16 protein-coding genes are annotated in these 18965 nt (G+C 63.5%); 8 read left to right on the forward strand and 8 right to left on the reverse strand.

Features of this window, described 5'->3' with window-relative positions; genetic code table 11:
• The coding region (locus JOZ76_RS14775; protein WP_291699361.1) for an extracellular solute-binding protein at positions 1-467 on the reverse strand (467 nt) is incomplete at its 3' end.
• A 36-nt stretch (positions 468-503) separates the two neighbouring features.
• Positions 504-1571: an ABC transporter ATP-binding protein gene (locus JOZ76_RS14780; RefSeq protein ID WP_291699362.1), complete on the reverse strand. Its 1068-nt coding sequence runs from the start codon at positions 1569-1571 to the stop codon at positions 504-506.
• Positions 1572-1800: 229 nt separating this feature from the next.
• Between JOZ76_RS14780 and JOZ76_RS14785 the strand changes: the two genes are divergently transcribed.
• The 8 genes from JOZ76_RS14785 (at position 1801) to JOZ76_RS14820 (ending at position 12425) form a co-directional block, all read left to right on the forward strand.
• Complete coding sequence (locus JOZ76_RS14785) at positions 1801-3609, forward strand: IlvD/Edd family dehydratase (protein WP_291699363.1); 1809 nt, start codon at positions 1801-1803, stop codon at positions 3607-3609.
• Positions 3610-3747: 138 nt separating this feature from the next.
• Positions 3748-4482: an SDR family oxidoreductase gene (locus JOZ76_RS14790; RefSeq protein WP_291699364.1), complete on the forward strand. Its 735-nt coding sequence runs from the start codon at positions 3748-3750 to the stop codon at positions 4480-4482.
• A 117-nt stretch (positions 4483-4599) separates the two neighbouring features.
• Positions 4600-5346, forward strand: coding sequence for an SDR family NAD(P)-dependent oxidoreductase (locus JOZ76_RS14795; protein ID WP_291699365.1), 747 nt, complete (start codon positions 4600-4602; stop codon positions 5344-5346).
• 41 nt (positions 5347-5387) lie between these two features.
• Entirely contained in the window at positions 5388-6068 is a 681-nt protein-coding gene (locus JOZ76_RS14800; protein WP_291699366.1) for a site-2 protease family protein, read from the forward strand.
• Between the two features lie 65 nt (positions 6069-6133).
• On the forward strand, positions 6134-6562 hold the full coding sequence (locus JOZ76_RS14805; RefSeq protein ID WP_291699375.1) for a hypothetical protein: 429 nt from the start codon (positions 6134-6136) through the stop codon (positions 6560-6562).
• Positions 6563-7472: 910 nt separating this feature from the next.
• Positions 7473-8648: an efflux RND transporter periplasmic adaptor subunit gene (locus JOZ76_RS14810; protein ID WP_291699367.1), complete on the forward strand. Its 1176-nt coding sequence runs from the start codon at positions 7473-7475 to the stop codon at positions 8646-8648.
• The gene (locus tag JOZ76_RS14815; RefSeq protein WP_291699368.1) at positions 8645-11791 is read left to right on the forward strand and encodes an efflux RND transporter permease subunit; all 3147 of its coding nucleotides are present in this window, start codon (positions 8645-8647) and stop codon (positions 11789-11791) included. Before JOZ76_RS14810 ends, JOZ76_RS14815 begins: the two co-directional genes overlap by 4 nt.
• 64 nt (positions 11792-11855) lie before the next feature.
• A complete protein-coding gene (locus JOZ76_RS14820; RefSeq protein ID WP_291699376.1) occupies positions 11856-12425 on the forward strand; it encodes an invasion associated locus B family protein in 570 nt (189 codons plus the stop codon).
• A gap of 64 nt (positions 12426-12489) precedes the next feature.
• On the opposite strand, the gene JOZ76_RS14825 is transcribed toward JOZ76_RS14820, so the two are convergent.
• The 6 genes from JOZ76_RS14825 to JOZ76_RS14850 all read right to left on the reverse strand — a co-directional run.
• Positions 12490-13209: an ABC transporter ATP-binding protein gene (locus JOZ76_RS14825; protein ID WP_291699369.1), complete on the reverse strand. Its 720-nt coding sequence runs from the start codon at positions 13207-13209 to the stop codon at positions 12490-12492.
• Positions 13206-13973: an ABC transporter ATP-binding protein gene (locus tag JOZ76_RS14830; RefSeq protein ID WP_291699370.1), complete on the reverse strand. Its 768-nt coding sequence runs from the start codon at positions 13971-13973 to the stop codon at positions 13206-13208. Before JOZ76_RS14830 ends, JOZ76_RS14825 begins: the two co-directional genes overlap by 4 nt.
• Positions 13963-14985 (reverse strand): branched-chain amino acid ABC transporter permease, encoded by a 1023-nt coding sequence (locus JOZ76_RS14835; RefSeq protein WP_291699371.1) that lies wholly within the window; start codon positions 14983-14985, stop codon positions 13963-13965. The genes JOZ76_RS14830 and JOZ76_RS14835 overlap by 11 nt, the downstream gene beginning before the upstream one ends.
• A gap of 13 nt (positions 14986-14998) precedes the next feature.
• Positions 14999-15862 (reverse strand): branched-chain amino acid ABC transporter permease, encoded by an 864-nt coding sequence (locus JOZ76_RS14840; protein ID WP_291699372.1) that lies wholly within the window; start codon positions 15860-15862, stop codon positions 14999-15001.
• A gap of 173 nt (positions 15863-16035) precedes the next feature.
• The gene (locus JOZ76_RS14845; protein WP_291699373.1) at positions 16036-17412 is read right to left on the reverse strand and encodes an ABC transporter substrate-binding protein; all 1377 of its coding nucleotides are present in this window, start codon (positions 17410-17412) and stop codon (positions 16036-16038) included.
• An 804-nt stretch (positions 17413-18216) separates the two neighbouring features.
• Positions 18217-18965: aminotransferase class III-fold pyridoxal phosphate-dependent enzyme (locus JOZ76_RS14850; protein ID WP_291699374.1), on the reverse strand; the 749-nt coding region annotated here is incomplete at its 5' end.

Here is an 18965-nt window from a genome sequence, read left to right on the forward strand (position 1 = left end):
ACGGGAATGCCGAGCCAATCGTCACCGAGCTTGCAAGTCTTGGCCGCCGCATCGGTCCAGCCGCCATATTTCTTGCCGAGGTAGTCGGCAACGTCGTTCATCTTCAAAACCTTGGTCGGGAACAGCTGCGGCAGCGTGTGCAAGCCCCAGGCGAGATCGAGACCGGAGCCGGTATTGGCGGCCACGGACGCCTTCGGCTGCACGTCCTCGAACGATTCGCTGAAGACGTTCATTTCGGTGCCGGTCGCCTTCGAGAACGCGGCGATGATGGCGTTGAAGGCCTCATCCTCGGAGGGGACGAAGCGCTTCCAGCGCATCACGGTGAGCTTGGCGCCGGACTCGGCCTTCCACGGCGCAGTATCGGCCCACGCCTTGGCGAAATCAAAAAGTGCAGGTCCCGTCAATGCACCGGCCGCCGCCAGTGCAGTGCCACCCTGAAGTAGGGTGCGGCGGGTCAATCCATTCATACAATCCTCCCTTGGTGCTTTTCTGTTCTTGGTAACCTAACCGTTCAGCCGCTTGCCCGTACTCTCATCAAAGAGATGCACGAGCGACGGATCGGGTTTCAACCGGATCTTGTCGCCCGGATTGAATTGATGACGCTCGCGGAACACGGCCACCACCTGCTCGCCGCCAAGATTGGCGAACACCTGGGTCTCCGAGCCCGTGGGCTCGACCACGATGATCTCGGCCTCCGCGCCGTCGTCGGCGATGGTGAAATGCTCCGGGCGGATGCCGTAGACCGCCGGTCGCCCGTCGGAATTGGCCGGCGCCGATTTGAGCGGCAGCTTGACCCCCTTCGGCCCTTCGAAGTTGGCGCTGCCATTTGCGACCACCTTGCCTTTGAGGAAATTCATCGCCGGCGAGCCGATGAAGCCCGCGACGAACTGATTCTCCGGCCGGTCGTACAGATCGAGCGGCGAACCCATCTGTTCGACGATCCCGTCATGCATGACCACGATCTTGTCGGCCATGGTCATGGCCTCGATCTGATCGTGCGTCACGTAGACGGTGGTCGTTTTCAGCCTTTGATGCAGTTCCTTGATCTCGGTGCGCATCGCCACGCGGAGCTTGGCATCGAGATTGGACAGCGGCTCGTCGAACAGGAAGACCTGAGGGTCCCTGACGATGGCGCGGCCCATGGCGACGCGTTGGCGCTGGCCGCCGGACAATTGCCGGGGGTAGCGGTCGAGCAGCGCGGTCAGCGCCAAAATGTCCGCGGCGCGCTTGACCCGCTTGCTGATCTCGTCCGCGCCGGCGCCGCGCAGCTTTAGGGAGAAGCCCATATTGTCGGCGACCGTCATGTGCGGATAGAGCGCATAGTTCTGGAACACCATGGCGATATCGCGTTCCTTGGGCTGCACGTTGTTGACGACGCGGTCACCGATGGAAATCGTGCCGGAGGTGATATTTTCGAGCCCGGCGAGCATCCGCAGCAAGGTCGATTTGCCGCAGCCGGAGGGGCCGACCAGGACCACGAACTCCCCGTCTTCGATCGGAATCGTCACGCCGTGCAGGACTTCGAATCCACCGAACGACTTGCGCACGTCGCGAATTTGCACCGAAGACATCTATCTCCCTCCCAAATAGCCAGCCGACCGCGGGGCTCAAGCCTGCGCGGCCTTGTTGTTGTGTTGCAGGCGGTCATATCAGACTTTTATGGCGATGTCGTTGGATCAAAGTGGTAAACACTCCCAGATGCCGCCGCGATTGCGAAGCAGAGCTTGACGTGCAAACAAGTCAGGATTTACGAACAAGGCGCCCGAAAATTGGGCGTATGTGTGCGCTGCGGGAGAAATCATGAACAAGCCGCTAACGGGCGTCGGCAGGCGCAAGCTCCGCTCGACCGAGTGGTTCAACAACCCTCACAACCCGGGAATGACGGCGCTCTATCTCGAGCGCTACCTCAACTTCGGGCTGACCCGGCAGGAGCTGCAATCGGGCAAGCCGATCATCGGCATTGCGCAGACCGGCAACGACCTGTCGCCCTGCAATCGTCATCATATCGAGCTCGCCCACCGGGTCCGGGAGGGCATCCGCTCGGCCGGCGGGATCGCCATGGAATTCCCGACCCACCCGATCCAGGAGACCGGCAAACGGCCGACCGCGGCGCTCGACCGCAACCTGGCTTATCTCGGCCTGGTCGAGGTGCTCTACGGCTATCCGCTCGACGGCGTGGTGCTGACCACCGGCTGCGACAAGACGACGCCGGCCTGCCTGATGGCGGCGGCGACCGTCAACCTGCCGGCGATTGTTCTGTCAGGCGGCCCCATGCTCAACGGCTGGCACGAGGGCGAGCGCACCGGCTCCGGGACCATCGTCTGGAAGGCGCGCGAGCAGCTTGCGGCGGGCAAGATCGACTACGAGGGCTTCCTGGAGCTCGTGGCCTCCTCGACGCCCTCGGTCGGCCATTGCAACACCATGGGCACCGCCTCGACCATGAACTCGCTGGCCGAGGCGCTCGGCATGTCGCTGCCGGGCTGCGCGGCTATACCCGCTCCGCACCGCGAACGCGGCCAGATGGCCTATGAGACCGGACGCCGGATCGTCGACATGGTCTGGGATGACGTCAAGCCGTCGGACATCATGACGCGCAAGGCGTTCGAGAACGCGATCGTGGTCAATTCCGCGATCGGCGGCTCGACCAACGCGGCGATCCATCTCAATGCGCTGGCCCGGCATATTGGAGTCGAGCTTACGATCGACGACTGGCAGAAATACGGTCTCGACGTGCCGCTGCTGGTCAACATGCAGCCCGCCGGCTTCTATCTCGGCGAAGAATATCACCGCGCCGGCGGCGTGCCTGCGGTGGTGCGCGAACTGATGAAGCACAAGCGCATCCACGAGGATGCCAGGACGGTCAACGGGCGCAGCATCGGCGAGAACTGCGCCGATGCCCCCGCGGTCGATGGCGACGTCATTTATGCCTATGACAAGCCGCTGGTGAAGGATGCCGGCTTCCTGGTGCTGCGCGGCAATCTGTTCGATTCGGCGATCATGAAGACCAGCGTCATCTCCGGGGAATTCCGCGACCGCTATCTGAGCAACGCAAAGGACCCGAATGCCTTCGAAGGCCGCGCCGTCGTGTTCGAAGGCCCCGAGGATTATCACGCGCGGATCGAGGACCCCTCGCTCGATATCGACGAAAACTGCATGCTGTTCATCCGTGGCACCGGTCCGATCGGCTATCCCGGCGGCGCTGAGGTCGTGAACATGCAGCCGCCGGCGGCCCTGATCAAACGCGGCATCCTGTCGCTGCCCTGCATCGGCGACGGACGGCAGTCCGGCACATCGGGCTCGCCCTCGATCCTGCATGCTTCGCCGGAAGCGGCCGCCAATGGCGGGCTCGCCATTCTCAAAACCGGCGATCGGGTCCGCATCGATCTCAACAAGGGATCGGCCAACATCCTGATCTCGGATGAGGAGTTGAAGGCGCGCTATGCCGAGCTGAAGGCCAAGGGGGGCTTTCCGCATCCGGTCAACCAGACGCCCTGGCAAGAGCTCTATCGCAACACCGTCGGCCAGCAGGAGACCGGCGCGTGCATGGAGCTCGCCACGCGCTACCAGAACATCGCTGCGCAGTTCGGCGTTGCCAGGGATAATCACTAGTCGTCATTGCGAGCCATCCGGTCCGCGCGAAGCGCGGCCGGATGACAAGCTCCGCGAAGCAATCCAGGGCCATACGGGCAGTCTGGATTGCTTCGTCGCTTCGCTCCTCGCAATGACGGAAGAAACGGGGGAGGACAAATGTCAGACCGCCTGAAGGGCAAGCGCGCCTTCGTGACTGCAGCTGCGGCGGGAATTGGCCGCGCCTGCGCGATCGCCTTTGCGCGCGAGGGAGCGACGGTGTTCGCCACCGACGTTGACGAAAAGGGACTGGCTTCGCTCGCGCAGGAGGGCATTGCCGACGTGGCAAGGCTCGATGTCCGCGACACCGCGGCGGTCAACGCAGCCGCCAGCCGGGTCGGCAATGTCGATATCCTGCTCAATGCCGCGGGATTCGTGCACAACGGCACGATTCTCGGCTGTTCGGACGAGGACTGGGATTTTTCCTTCGACCTCAACGCCAAGTCGATGCACCGCACGATCCGCGCCTTCCTGCCCGGCATGCTTGCGGCCGGCCGCGGCGCCATCGTCAATATCGCTTCGGCGGCCGGTGTGGTGAAGGCCGCGCCCAATCGCTACGTCTATGCCGCGACCAAGGCCGCGGTTGCGGCGCTGACGCGCTCGGTCGCGGCCGATTTCGTCGGCAAGGGCATCCGCTGCAACTGCATCTGTCCCGGCACCATCGAGACGCCGTCGATGTTGGAGCGCGCCGCCGCCGCGGGTCCCGGCGGACGCGAGATGTTCGTCTCGCGCCAGCCGATGGGCCGGCTCGGCACGGCGGACGAGATCGCAGCGCTTGCACTCTATCTCGCCAGCGACGAAAGCGCGTTCACGACCGGCGTCGCCCATGTGATCGACGGCGGTTGGACGCTGTAGAAGACCACTCCGTCATTCCGGGGCGCGCAAAGCGCGAACCCGAAATCTCGAGATTCCCGGCCTGGTCCGTCGGACCATCCCGAAATGACGGCAGTCAACATGACGAGGAACCTTCGCATGAACAAGATCGATCTCAACGGCCGCTGCGCCGTCGTCACCGGCGGCGCGCAGGGCTTTGGTCGCGCGATCGCCGAACGCTTTGCCGCCTCCGGCGCCAAGGTCGCGATCTGGGATTTTGATCAGCCGCTCGCCGAAAAGACGGCGAAGGAAATTGGCAGCGCCGTAACCGCGTTCAGGGTCGACGTGTCGGATCTTGCCGACGTCGAAAAAGCCCGCGATGCGACGATCGAGGCGCTCGGCAAGGTCGATATTTTTGTGAATAATGCCGGCGTCGCCGGCGTCAACAAAACGGTGTGGGAGACCGACCTCGAGGAATGGCGCAAGGTGCTGCGCATCAATCTCGATGGTCCGTTCATCTGCTGCAGGGTGATCGTGCCGCACATGATCGCGCAGAAATATGGGCGCATCGTCAACATCGCCTCGATCGCCGGCAAAGAAGGCAATCCCAACGCCGCGCATTATTCGGCGTCCAAGGCCGGCCTGATCGCGCTGACGAAGTCGCTCGGCAAGGAACTTGCCGCGCATGACATTGCGGTCAATGCGGTGACGCCGGCCGCCGCGAGAACCGCGATCTTCGACCAGCTGACGCAGCAGCACATCGACTTCATGCTGTCAAAAATCCCGAAGGCGCGGTTCGTGCTAGTGCAGGAACTGGCAGCTATGGTGGCGTGGCTTTCGTCCGAGGACTGCTCGTTTTCGACCGGTGCCGTGTTCGACATTTCCGGCGGCCGTGCGACATACTGAAGTTTTTTGGCGAAGCGGCATCCCGGCACAGGAAACGAACCTTGAACATCACTCCCTATACCCTGTCGGTCTGGGTGATGCCCCTCCTCATCGCGATCACCTTCCACGAGGCCGCCCATGCCTTCGTCGCGTATCGGCGCGGCGACGACACCGCCTGGCAGCTCGGACGCGTCACCTTCAACCCGCTGATGCATATCGACCCGGTCGGGACGGTGTTCCTGCCGGCCATGCTGCTGCTGTCGCACTCGCCGTTCCTGTTCGGCTATGCCAAGCCGGTGCCGGTCAATTTCCGCCGCCTGAACAACCCGCGCTTCGACATGGTCCTGGTCGCCCTGGCCGGCCCCGCCACCAACATCCTGCTCGCGTTGGCCGCCGGGCTTGGTTTTCATCTCCTGCCCTTCGTTCCCGGCAATTGGGCGCTCTGGGTGGCCCACAACCTGGAAAACGCGATCGTGATCAATGTGGCGCTGGCCGTCTTCAACATGATGCCGATCCCGCCCCTGGATGGCGGCCGGGTCGCCGTCGGCCTGCTGCCGCGGCCCTTGGCTATCCACCTGGCCCGGCTGGAGCCGTTCGGAATGCTCATCCTGATCGGAATTTTGATCGTCCTGCCGCTTGCAGGTTCGCAGTTCGGTCTCAATCTTGATGTGATATCGGCCTTGCTTCGAACAGCGACCGATTTCATCACGACGCTACTCCTTACTTTAACCGGTAACGCCTGATCTGCGCGTTTTGGGATCGGCGAGAAACCACTCCGAGGCCGTTTACCTTGGTCAAAGCTGCCGACATGATGATCGCGCGACGTGCCGATACGCGGGCGCGTGCCGATTTTGCCACCTGGAAGATGATTGCCAAGCTCAACGGCGCATCCTCCCTGTCCGCCGAGGCCCAAAATTTCCTGGCGAGCTACAAGACCCTGCTCGAGGACACCTCGGAGGATGAGGCGACCGAAGCCACCATCCGCTTGATGTACAAGACCTACTATGCGGAAATGGGCGGCGTCGGGAAGCCGCCGGAAGTCCGATCCGTCCCCAGCGAACCCAAGCTGGAGCCCAAGACGGATAACGTCACCGCCTTCCGCCGCCCGGCCGCCCGCCTGGCACGACCGACCACCTTTCCCGGGGCATCGGCGGGCGGCAAACAGCAGCTGCCGGTCGCCCTGATCTTCGCCTGCCTGATCGTCGTCTATGTCGGGATCCGGTATTTTTGGCGGTAACGCGCGGGCCTGGAACCGGGTCACAGCTTTCGATCGTTCGAACACCCCGGCAGGCTGTGAAACCCACCAGGCGCATCCGGCAAGCTGCTCTGCACGCTCAGGCTCGAAGAACGTTCGGCCTGCTCGGATGCACGCACCTCCCCACCACGAGGCGCTCTTGTGACGCAGCCGAATGAGGACCCCCGATCATGCGCCACTTGGCAGGCGAGGTCGATCGCGCGAACTTTCTGTCTCACACCGTGAACCGCCGGACTTTCTCTCTCGCGCAATGACCTGCTTGCTGTCGACGGCAGATTCCGGTCAGCGCCCGCCGACCGAAATGCCTCGAGATCAAAGCGATTCTAAAGCGCTGCTTGCAGGCATTCTGAGCGGAGCGCGAGAATTAGCTGTGGCGCAATGGTCTCCGCAATTCTCGGAGAGAGATCTGCTCGGAGAAATTGGCTTGATCGCGCGCGACAGCGCGTCGAGAATCACCTGCGCGAATTGACGCGCGCCGTCGACGTCTTCGCAAGCGATGATGCGGATTTGTGCCGGCAGCGCATGATCCGTGCAGAAGCGCGAATACGACATTCGATCGTCGGACGATGCATGTTTTGCGCATGCAGGCTACGTTGAGTGAACGACATCAGCTGACTGCGGAAACTGCATCTGTTGCAGTCGCGTGCAGCTCGCGGCGACGATCACTTCGGTGACAGAGAGCATGTGTTGCGGTGCGCTGTGTGGCGAGATCGACCGCACTCGACGGCTTGCAATTTGAGCGAAGGCCTTGCGGATAGGCAAAGCTTGCGAATTGTTTAGGATTCTCAAGCCATAGTGTGTTTACACGCGAGCGAGGCGCATATTATACCAGCCTGTCCTCGGCCTTCGGGAGCGTACGAAACGCTCCCCTGTCTTCCGGCGAATGAGCCCTATGAAAACTCGGTGGATCGCATGGGTCTTGCTGATCGGAGTGGCCGCGGGCGCCGGCTATTACGGCTGGCAGCGATATTACGGTGCTGATGCGGCCGCGAAGACTGCAAGCGCACAAAAGGCCGCCAATCGTCCGGCCGCCATCCGCGTTTCGATCGCGCCCGTCGAGAAAGCTGCCTTTCCGGTCTACCTGACCGGGCTCGGCACCGTTCAGGGCTTCAACACGGTCCAGGTCCGCACCCGTGTCGACGGCCAGATCGACAAGATCGCCTTCCAGGAGGGCCAGCTGGTCAAGGAGGGCGATCTTCTTGCCGAGATCGATCCGCGTCCGTTCCAGGCGGCGCTCGATCAGTCTAAGGCGAAGAAGGTGCAGGATGAAGCCAACCTCGCCAACGCCAACCTCGATTTGCAGCGCTACACCAAGCTCGGCGAATTCGCGACCCGGCAGCAGCTCGATACCCAACGTTCCACCGTCGCGCAATTGACTGCTCAGATCGCCGCTGACGATGCGGCCATCGCCAATGCCCAGACCCAGCTCGACTACACGCAAATCAAGTCGCCGATTACCGGTATCGTCGGCCTGCGCCAGGTCGATGTCGGCAACATCGTCAATGCATCGAGCCAGACCGGGATCGTGACCGTCGCCCAGGTCGAGCCGATCGCCGTCATATTCACCGCCCCGGAAGACCAGCTCCCCGACATCAGCGAAGCCCAGGCCTCCTCCCCGCTCAAGGTCATCGCGATCACCACTGACGGGAAGAGGCCGCTTGCCGAGGGGGCGCTCGCCGTTATCAACAATCAGGTTGATACCACCAGCGGGACTATTCGGCTGAAGGCGGTGTTCGACAACAAGAACCATGCCCTTTGGCCGGGCCAGTCGGTCTCGACGCGGCTCCTGGTCAAGACGCTGAAGGATGCGACGGTGGTCCCGGATGATGCGATCCAGCATTCGACCAACGGCCTCTATGCCTACGCGGTCACCAGTGACAACAAGGCCGAACTGCGCAAGGTGAAGGTATCCCAGTCCAACGACGGCCGTTCGGTGGTCGACGACGGGTTGAAGCCGGGAGAACAGGTCATCACGGGCGGACAGTTCAAGGTGCAGCCCGGAAGCCTGGTCACCACGGCGGTCGCCAGTTCGGCCCCGTCACCACAAGGCGGGGTCCGGCAGGAATGAACGGGGGCATTTCAGCACCTTTTATCCGCTACCCGATCGGCACCTCGCTCCTGATGGCGGGGATCCTCTTCGTCGGACTGGTTGCTTATCCGCTGCTGCCGGTCGCTCCGCTGCCCCAGGTCGACTTTCCGACCATCCAGATCACCGCGAACCTGCCCGGCGCCAGCCCCGAAACCATGGCGACGTCGGTGGCACAGCCGCTGGAGCGGCAATTCGCGCAGATCCCCGGCGTCGCCCAGATGACCTCGACGAGCTATCTGGGCACGGCAGCGGTCACCATCCAGTTCGACCTCAACCGCAACATCGACGGCGCCGCCAACGACGTCCAGGGCGCGATCAATGCGGCCAGCGGTCAATTGCCGAAAAACCTGCCCTCGCCGCCGACCTATCGCAAGGTCAACCCGGCGGATTCGCCGATCCTTTTGCTGTCGGCCACCTCCGAGACGTTGCCGCTGACCACGGTCAGCGACGCGGTCGACGCCCAGCTTGCCCAGCAGATCAGCCAGATTTCCGGCGTCGCCCAGGTCATAATCGGCGGCCAGCAAAAGCCCTCGGTCCGCGTCCAGGTCGATCCGGCCAAACTCGTCGCCAAGGGCCTGTCGCTGGAGGACGTCCGCAGCCAGATCGCGATCACGACCGTCGATGCCCCCAAGGGCAATATCGATGGACCCAAGCGCGCGTACACGATCTACGCCAACGACCAGATGCTGAATGCGAAGGACTGGAACGACGTCATCATCGCCTATCGCAACGGTGGTCCTTTGCGGATCAAGGACATCGGCCAGGCGGTGACCGGCCCGGAAGACGCCAAGCAGGCGGCCTGGGCCAACGGCAAGCGCGGCGTGTTCCTGGTGGTGTTCAAGCAGCCCGGCGCCAATGTCATCGAGACCGTCGACAAGATCAAGGCGATGCTGCCGCGCCTGGTGGCCGCAATCCCGCCGTCGATCAAGATAGAACTCATCAGCGACCGCACCCAGACCATCCGCGCCGCGGTGCAGGACGTCCAGTTCACACTGCTCCTGACCATTTTCCTGGTGGTGATGGTCATCTTCGTGTTCCTGCGCAGCTTCTGGGCAACCGTCATTCCGACTGTCACCGTACCGCTGGCGCTACTCGGCGCCTGCTCACTGATGTGGGTGTTCGGCTATACGCTCGACAATTTGTCGCTGATGGCACTGACGATTGCGGTCGGCTTCGTGGTCGACGATGCCATTGTGATGCTCGAGAACATCTCGAGGCATATCGAGGAGGGTGAGAAGCCGATGGCCGCGGCCTTCAAGGGGGCCAGCGAAATCGGTTTCACCATCGTATCGATCAGCGTTTCGCTGGTGGCGGTGCTGATCCCGCTGCTGCTGATGGGCGGCATCATCGGCCGCCTGTTCCGCGAATTCGCGGTGACGCTGGCAATGACCATCTTCGTGTCGATGGTAGTGGCGCTGACCCTGACCCCGATGATGGCGTCGCGCTTCCTGCGCGCGCACGGCGAAACGAGGCACGGCAAGCTCTACCAGCTCAGCGAGCGCGGCTTCGATGCCATGCTGCGCGGCTATGAGCGTGGTCTCGATCTCGCGCTGCGCTGGAAGTTCACGACCCTGCTGATTTTCTTCGCGACGCTCGGACTGTCGGTCTATCTGTTCGTAACGATCCCGAAGGGATTTTTCCCACAGCAGGACAACGGCCTGATCACTGCGACGTCGGAAGCCTCGCAGGACATCTCCTTCGAAGCCATGAAGAACAAGCAGGAGGAACTCGTCAGGATCGTCCTGTCGGATCCCGATGTTGCGACCGCGGCGATGGCGGTTGGCGGCAGTGGCCGGGCCGGCAATAACGGCAACATGTTCATCACGCTGAAGCCGCGCGACGAGCGAACGGCAACCGCCCAGCAGATCATCGGTCGCTTGCGCCCGAGGCTCGAGAAGGTCGAGGGCGCGCGGCTCTACATGCAGGCGGCACAGGACGTGCGGCTCGGCGGCCGGCCGACGCGGACCCAGTTCGAGTTCACCCTACAGGACGCCAATCTCGACGAGCTCAATGAATGGGCGCCAAAAATCCTGGCGAAGATGCAGACGCTGCCGCAATTGCGCGACGTCGCAACCGACCAGCAGACCAACGGCACGACGCTCGAGCTCAAGATCAACCGCGACACCGCCTCGCGCTACGGCATCTACCCGCAGCTGATCGACGATACGCTCTATGACGCCTTCGGCCAGCGCCAGGTCACGCAGTACTTCACGCAGCTCAACAGCTACCACGTGATCCTGGAGATCCTGCCCGAACTGCAGGGCAGCCTCGACACGCTGAACAAGATCTATGTCAAGTCGCCGACCACAGGCGATCAGGTCCCGCTCGCGACCTTCGCGACGTGGACCAGCGTGCCGGTGCGCCCGCTCTCGATCAGCCACCAGGGCCAGTTCCCGGCGATCACCATCAGCTTCAACCTCGCCCAGGGCGTTGCGCTCGGCCAAGCCACCGACGCGGTGCAGGCGGCGATGACCGAGCTCGGCGCGCCGGCGACACTGAATTCGAGTTTCCAGGGCACTGCGCAGGCGTTCCAGCAATCCCTCGGCACCGTGCCGCTGTTGATCATGGCTGCGCTGGTCGTGGTGTATCTGATCCTCGGCATTCTCTACGAGAGCTACATCCACCCCATCACCATTCTGTCCACCCTCCCCTCTGCGGGTGTCGGCGCGCTCGCGATCCTGATGGCGTTCGGCTACGATTTCAGCCTGATCGCGCTGATCGGCATCATTCTTCTGATCGGCATCGTGAAGAAGAACGGCATCATGATGGTCGACTTCGCGATCGCGGCCGAACGCGACCAGCACATGACGCCGGAGCAATCGATCCGGCAGGCCGCGATCCTGCGTTTCCGTCCGATCATGATGACGACCATGGCGGCGCTGCTCGGCGGCGTGCCGCTGATGCTCGGCACCGGAACCGGTTCGGAAATCCGCCAACCGCTCGGCTATTCGATGGTCGGCGGCTTGATCGTGAGCCAGGCGCTGACCCTGTTTACAACTCCAGTGATATACCTGTATCTAGACAAGCTCTCCAACGCATTCTCGCGCTGGGGCCGTTCAAACAAGGCCACCGGCGACGAAGCAGATGCGGAGCATGGCTCGGTCAAGGAAGCGGCCGAGTGATTGTCTGGCGCGCCGCCCTGGCGCGTCGATCGAGTTTGTCCAGCGCTGGTCTCCCGTGAAAGCTATATCAACGTCATTCATCGTCATCGCGACCGTCGTGATCGCCGGGCTCGAGCCGGGCGCCGCGCAAACCGCGCCGAAGTCCAAGGGTCCGGCAACGACCGCACAAAGCGCGCAGGCACCCGCGGCGCCACCGGTCGAGTCCGCCGCACCGACCAATGCGCCGCCTCCCGGCTGGCTTGCCCGCTGCAGCAGTGCGAGCCGCGATGCGCCGCTGGAATGCGCGATCGAGCAGCAGGCCGTGCTGACCCGGACCGGGCAGCTCGTCGTGCTCGTCAACATCCGCGTGCCCAGCGACACCCACGCGCCGGTCGCGCTGGTGCAGCTGCCGCTCGGAATGAACCTGCCGGCCGGTGCAAAACTACAGGTCGATGACGGCAAGGCGACCGACCTGCAGATCCAGACCTGCGAGAGCAGAGGCTGCTACGCCAGCGCGCCGGTCGCGCCCGACATGCTCGCGGCCCTGAAAGGCGGCAAGCAGCTGAACGTGTCGTTCCAGACGCTCGCCAAGGAGACCATCAAGGTCCCGATGTCGCTCGCCGATTTCGCCGCGGCTTACGACAAGATCAAATAGAAAGTCCGTCATCAATCTCGTCGTGACGGCTCCGGATCCGCGGCTCGCCAGGCCGACATGGCCGTCATCCGGTTCCGAGATAGGCGTGCTGCACCTGTGGATCGGCGGTGAGCGCGGCGGCCGTGCCGGCGAGCACACTCTTGCCAACCTGCAGCACGGTTGCGAAATCCGATACTTCGAGTGCGAGTTCGATCGACTGTTCGGCAAGCAGGATCGTCAGTCCCTCCCGGTGCAAGCGCCCAAAGGTCTCGTACATCGACTCCACGACCGCTGGCGCCAGCCCCAACGAGGGCTCGTCCAGCATCAAGAGCTTCGGATCGCTCATCAGCGCGCGGCCGACCGCCAACATCTGCCGCTCGCCGCCCGACATCGTGCCGGCCCGCTGGTTGCGCCGTTCCTTCAGTCGCGGGAAGATCGCGTAGACGCGCTCCAGCAGTGCGGCGACGCGTTTGCGGTCGCGGAGCGGCGTCGCGCCCAGCAGCAGATTGTTCTCCACGCTCTGCTGCACGAACAGCCGCCAGCCTTCTGGCGAGAGCGCGAGCCCCCTGCGCACGATCGCAAACGCGCTCTCGCCAGTGATCTCCAGCCCTTGAAATTCGATGCGGCCCGCGTACACCGGAATCAAGCCAGCTATGGCGTTGAGCGTCGTGGTCTTGCCGCCGCCATTGGAGCCCAGCAGCGCGACCACGCTGCCTTCCGGCACATCGAAGGAAACGTCGGAGACGCCGATCAGGTCGCCATAATGCACTTCCAGGTGCTCGACCCTGAGCAAGGGAGCTGTCATGGCGCCGGCCCGCCCATCAATTCGACCGGTGTGTGACCGGCAGCGGCCTTGGCAGCCCGGGTGCCGAGATAGGCCGCGATGACGGCCTGGTTGCTTGTCACCTCGCGCGGGCTGCCGCGCGCAATCTCCCTGCCCTGATGAAACACCATCACCCGGCTTGCCAGCGACATGATCACTTCCATGATGTGCTCGACGATCACGAGCGTGATGCCGCTGGCGTGGATGTCCCTTACCAGCGCGATGGCGCGCTTCACCTCCTGCTGCGTCAGCCCAGCCATCGCCTCGTCGAGCAGCAGCAGCTTTGGCTCGGTCGCCAGCGCCCGCGCGATCTCGAGCCGCTTGCGGCCGGGCGTGCCGAGCGAACGCGCCGGCGCGTCGGCAAGCGCGGCCATGCCGACCCGCTCCAGCACGGCGCGCGCCTTTGCCTCGGCCGCGGTACGGTGCGAGCTGCGCAGGAACGCACCGATCATCACATTCTCGAGCACCGTCATGCCCTCGAACGTCTGCGGCACCTGGAAGGTGCGCGCCAGGCCCAGCGCAGCGCGCGCCTCCGGCGGCAGCCCTGTCATGTCGCGGCCCTCGAACAGCACCTGACCCGAGGTGACGCTGAGATCGCCGGTCAGGCAGTTGAAGAAGGTGGATTTTCCGGCGCCGTTCGGCCCGATCAGGCCGAGGATGTCGCCCTGCTCCAGCGCCACACTTGCAGCGTCGACCGCCTTGAAGCTGCCGAACGTCTTGGTGATCTCGCGTGCCTCAAGCAGCATGGTCCGCTCCCGCTGCGGGGCGCTGCTTGCGCAATTCCCGGGCCTTCGTGCGCCGCTCGATGTATCGCGTGATCAACGCGATACGGCGCGTGATCAAGGTGAGAATGCCGCTGGGCTGAAAGCGCGCGATCAGGACGATGATGGCGCCATAGACGACGAAGGTCAGCCCGGCGCCCTTGCCGCCGAGCCAGCTGTTGGAGAGTTCTTCCAGCGGCACGAGGATCGCGGCGCCCACCAGAGGGCCGAACAAGAGCCCTGCGCCGCCGAGCGCGGCCATGATCAACATTTTTACCGAGATCAGAATGCCGAGGCCGGATTCCGGATCGACGAAACCGACCATCATGGCATAAAACGCGCCTGCCACGCTGGTGAGCCCGGCGCTCAGCATATAGGCCTGCAGCTTGATGCGACTTGCTGGCGCGCCGAGCGAGCGCGCCGCGCGCTCGGAATCCTTGATCGCCCGCAGATAGAATCCCATCCGGCTCTCCGCGACCCACCAGGTGATCAGGAGCGTCAGGCCGAGCACGACCAGGAAAAGATAGTAAAAGGGCAATGACGAGACGAAGGAGAGATCGAACACGTTGCGCGGCACGGTCGGACCGGAAAGACCCACCGCCGCGCCGAGATAGTCGGTGTTGGTAACGACGAGCCGCACGAGTTCGGCAACCGCGATCGTCGCCATGCTGAAATAATGTCCCGACAGACGCAGGGTCGGCACACCGATGACGGCGGCAATCACGACCGCCAGCACCATGCCGGCGGGAACCCCGACCAGCGGCGGCAAGCCGAAATGCGCGTACGCGCCCATGGCGGCATAGGCGCCGCAGCCGAAGAACACGACATGGCCGACAGAGACCTGCCCGGCATATCCCCCGACGATATTCCAGGCCGACGCCGCGATCGCGTAGAGCAGCACCAGCGCGCCGAGCCGCTGCTGGAACGGCGTCGACAGCACCAGCGGATAGACGATGACCAGTGCGAGCAGCACCGCGGGCCATATGAAGCGGCGCATCAGGTTTGGCCCATCAGGATTTCCCCATCAGGCCTTGCGGCCGGAACCAGAGGAACGAAACGAACAGCGCGTAGACCACGATGTCCTTGTAGACGGCGCCGATCAGATAGCCCGACAGGGATTCGATGACCCCAATCAGAAGGCCCGCGACCAGCGCGCCCGGCACGCTGCCGAAACCGCCGAGCGACACCGTGACGAAGGCGACGATGGCCAGTGTCTCCCCGACGGTCGGCACGATGTAGAAGAAGGTGGCGATCAGGGCGCCGGCAAGACCGGTGGCGCCGGCCGCGATCGCCCAGGCGATCGCCTGCATGGTGTCGGGGCGAATGCCCATCAGTTGCGCCGCTGTCGCATCCTCGGCTACGGCGAGCATTTTTGATCCGAGCGCCGTGCGCGTCAGCAGCAGATGCAAAGCGAGTGTCACGAGCAATGCGACCGCGCCGGCAAGCAGGCGGGCGGCCTCGATGCGCAGGCCGAACGCGGCGATGGTGCCGCCGACGATGTTTTGGGGCAGCGACAGAAAATTCGCCCCGAACCACCAGAACACCGAATAACGGAGCAGCAGCGCGAGCCCGAAGGTGCCGAGGATCTGGGCCAGCATCGGCCCTTTCATGATGTCGCGGATCAGCGCGAAATAGACGATCACGCCGAGTGTCGCCAAGAACAGCGTCGCGAGCGGCGCGCCGATCAGCGGCCCTGCGCCCAAAAGCGTGTACACGACATAGGCGACATACATGCCGAGCATAACAAAATCGCCATGGGCGAAGTTGACGATGTTCATCATGCCCCAGACCAGCGTCAGACCGGACGAGAACAGCGCGTAGACAGCCCCGAGCAGCAGTCCCCCGACGATCACCTGGACGAGAACGAATGACATGCCGCGCGCCGTTGCGTGGGTTCGCTAGGTGCGAGCGAGGAGAAGGGGCGCCGCGAGAAAGGTGCGCCCCCTCTCCCCCGCTTGCGGGGAGAGGTTGCAGCGAGTGCGTGGCGAGAGCAAAGTTCGATCAATCCGCGCCACGTCTCAGCCCGATTGCATGATGCACGAGCCCATCACCACCCCTTGTACGGCAGCGCCGGCGGTTTTTCGGCATTGGCCTTCGGCCAGACCGCGACGTAGTTCTCGCCATCCTGCAGCTGGATGATGACGCCGGAGGCCAGGATGTTCTGGCCCTTGTCGTCGAACTTGACGCCCTTGTAGCCCATCATCAGTTGCTCGGGCTTCAAGTCGGTTGCGCGCAGCGCCGCCTGGATTTTGGCCGGCTCCGTCGAGCCGGCGCGGTCGATCGCATCCACCAGCACGAAAAAGCCCTGCATCTCGCGGCCCGCGGTATCGTCCATGTCGTCGCCGCTCTTTTTCTTGTACAGGTCGGCGATGACGGCGGTTGCCGAGCCCTGAGGTCCGACGCTCCAGGACGAGCGGTTGAATGCGCCTTGCGAGATCTTGCCGACGGCCTTGATGAAGGACGGATCGGAATAGCCGGCGTCGTCGGCAAGCAGGATGGCGGGCTTGTAGTCCTGCGCCTGCATGGTCTTGGCGAACAGGATGGCGTCGGAGGTGTAGCTGATCATCAGCACGACGTCGGGCTTCTTTTCCTTGAGCTGCAGCACCTGGCTCTGCACGTCGGTGGCGTTGGAGGCGTAGGAGATGTCGAGGATGTTTTGGCCCTTTTCCTTGAACGCCGTGGTCAGCGTCCCCGCGACCGACGTGCCGTATTCGGTGTTGTCATGCACCAGCGCGATGCTCTCGGTGCTGGCGCCGGCGGCCTTCATGTCGGCCAGAAAATCCGTGTAGACCTTTGCAAAATCGGTCGCGATCGGCGTGGTGCGGAAAAACCATTTAAAACCGCGCTCGGTGAGATTGGCGGCGACCGACTCCGGCGTCAGGAAGGGAATGCCGTATTTCTCGGCGATCGCGCTCGTCGTCAGCGTGATGCCGGACTGATAGGCGCCGATCAGCGCGGCGACCTTCTCCTCGGTGATCAGCCGCAGCGCCTGGTTCTGACCGGTCGCCGGGCTGCCCTGGTTGTCGGCGAACACGACCTCGACCTTGGCCCCGCCGAGGCCCGCAAGGCCGGCATTTTTCGCCAGCGGAAAATTGCCGAGCTCGGGATGCGCGTTGTTGATGATGTCGAGAGCGACCTCAAGAGCGGCCTTGGCATGAATGCCGGCCGAGGCCGCATTGCCGCTCATCGGAAGGATCGCGCCGATCTTGACGACCTTGTCCTCGGCCGATGCGCCGGCTGTAAAGGCCAGTGTCAGGGCGGCCGCCGACACCAGACCCAAAACGTTTTTCAATCTCATCCCTTCCTCTCCCGAACGGCGGATTTTTGAGCCGGCTCGCCGGGCTGCCTTCGTGCAAACGGAGCAGCCGTTCTTCTCTTTATTGGAACCAGCATTACATGGCGGCCCCGGGGCGGCAAGTTGCACGCCTTGGGCATCGCGCCGAACAAAGCGTCAGCCCCGCAACCGGCGCGTGCTCCGATGGCGCTCGCCTCACCGCCACTGCAGCCGACGCTCCCGGGACAGCCGTGCTGTCGGTGCTTGCCAAGATGCCGGGGATGCGGGTAGAAAGGACGCACATAAGCGATTTGCGCCGCGGCCGCGCTGCTGCAAGATGCCCAGTTAACACGCTGAATCATCTAGCAAATCGCCTCGTTCCTTGGGGAATGGTGTAACGGTAGCCTATCGGGTTCTGGGCTAAGCCGTTGATATCTCTAACCCGGTTTCGCAATCCCACCCCATTTTGATCCGGCTGTTTCCGGGCACTTCTGAGCCGTTTGCAAAACTCGCAACAGTGCTCGTTCGGGTTAGGCCCATGACGCCGCATAGGCCGCCTCCTGCGGTTGCGATGGTGATCATCAGCCTGTTCGTCCTCCGCTACCATTTCCCGCACTGATCGGCTCATACGCCGAGTGCACCAGCGCCTACGACCAGTGGCTTGGATCGTGGCGCGCGCACGCCACGTCGAGGCGCCGCAGCTATTCTGATCGCCGACAATACGAACTTGCCAGGAGTTGCATGCGGACCAGCCGTGGCCGGGGTTTTTGTCAATGCTAATGTCCCCGATCAAAAGCGATTTGGAGGCCTTGATGGCCCGTCGTCCTGCCAACCCGACACCTCAGCCGCCGATCCTGACCCCGGATCAAATACGTTGGCAAAGGTCCATTGAGGAGCTTGAGGCATTCGATCCCCCGCAAGTCCAGAAGCGCGCTCAATCGCCGAGCATTGCCGTCACGACAAATCGCACTTCAAGGCGGCTCCGATCGCCTCCAACGCCCAGTCGACCTGTTCGCTCGTGATCACAAGCGGCGGGGCGACGCGGATCGTGTGTCCATGGGTATCCTTGGCAAGAATCCCCCTGCCCTGCAGTGTCTCACAATAGCGACGCGCTTCGCCTGCTTCCGGATGAAGTTCAACCGCCAACATCAGCCCACGCCCCCGCACCTCGCGGATGATATTGGAGCGGATGCTTCTTAGACCATCGAGGAATCTCGCCCCCTGCACCGCCGCGTTCTCGATCATCCCTTCCTCGACAAGCACGCGCAGGGCTGCCCGCGCCACCGCACAGGCGAGCGGGTTGCCGCCGAAGGTCGAGCCGTGCTGGCCGGGTCTCAGGGTGCCGGGCACCGCGTTGTTCGAAAGGACCGCCGACACCGGATAGAAACCTCCCGACAATGCTTTGCCGAGCAGCGTCACATCTGCCTCGATGCCGTCGTGCTGCTCCGCGAGCAGCTTGCCGGTGCGGCCGAGCCCGGTCTGGATCTCGTCGAGCACAAGCATCAAATTGTTGGCCGTGCAGAGCTCGCGCACTTCAGCGAAATAGCCGGCCGGAGGAATGATGACACCGGCCTCGCCCTGGATCGGCTCGACCAGAAAGCCGACAGTGTTTGGCGTGATCGCCGCCTGGAGGGCGGCGGCATCGCCGAACGGGATGATCTTGAATCCCGGTGCGAACGGCCCAAAGTGCTTGCGGGTCTCGG

Source organism: Bradyrhizobium sp. (assembly GCF_019244115.1).
GTDB lineage: Bacteria > Pseudomonadota > Alphaproteobacteria > Rhizobiales > Xanthobacteraceae > Bradyrhizobium.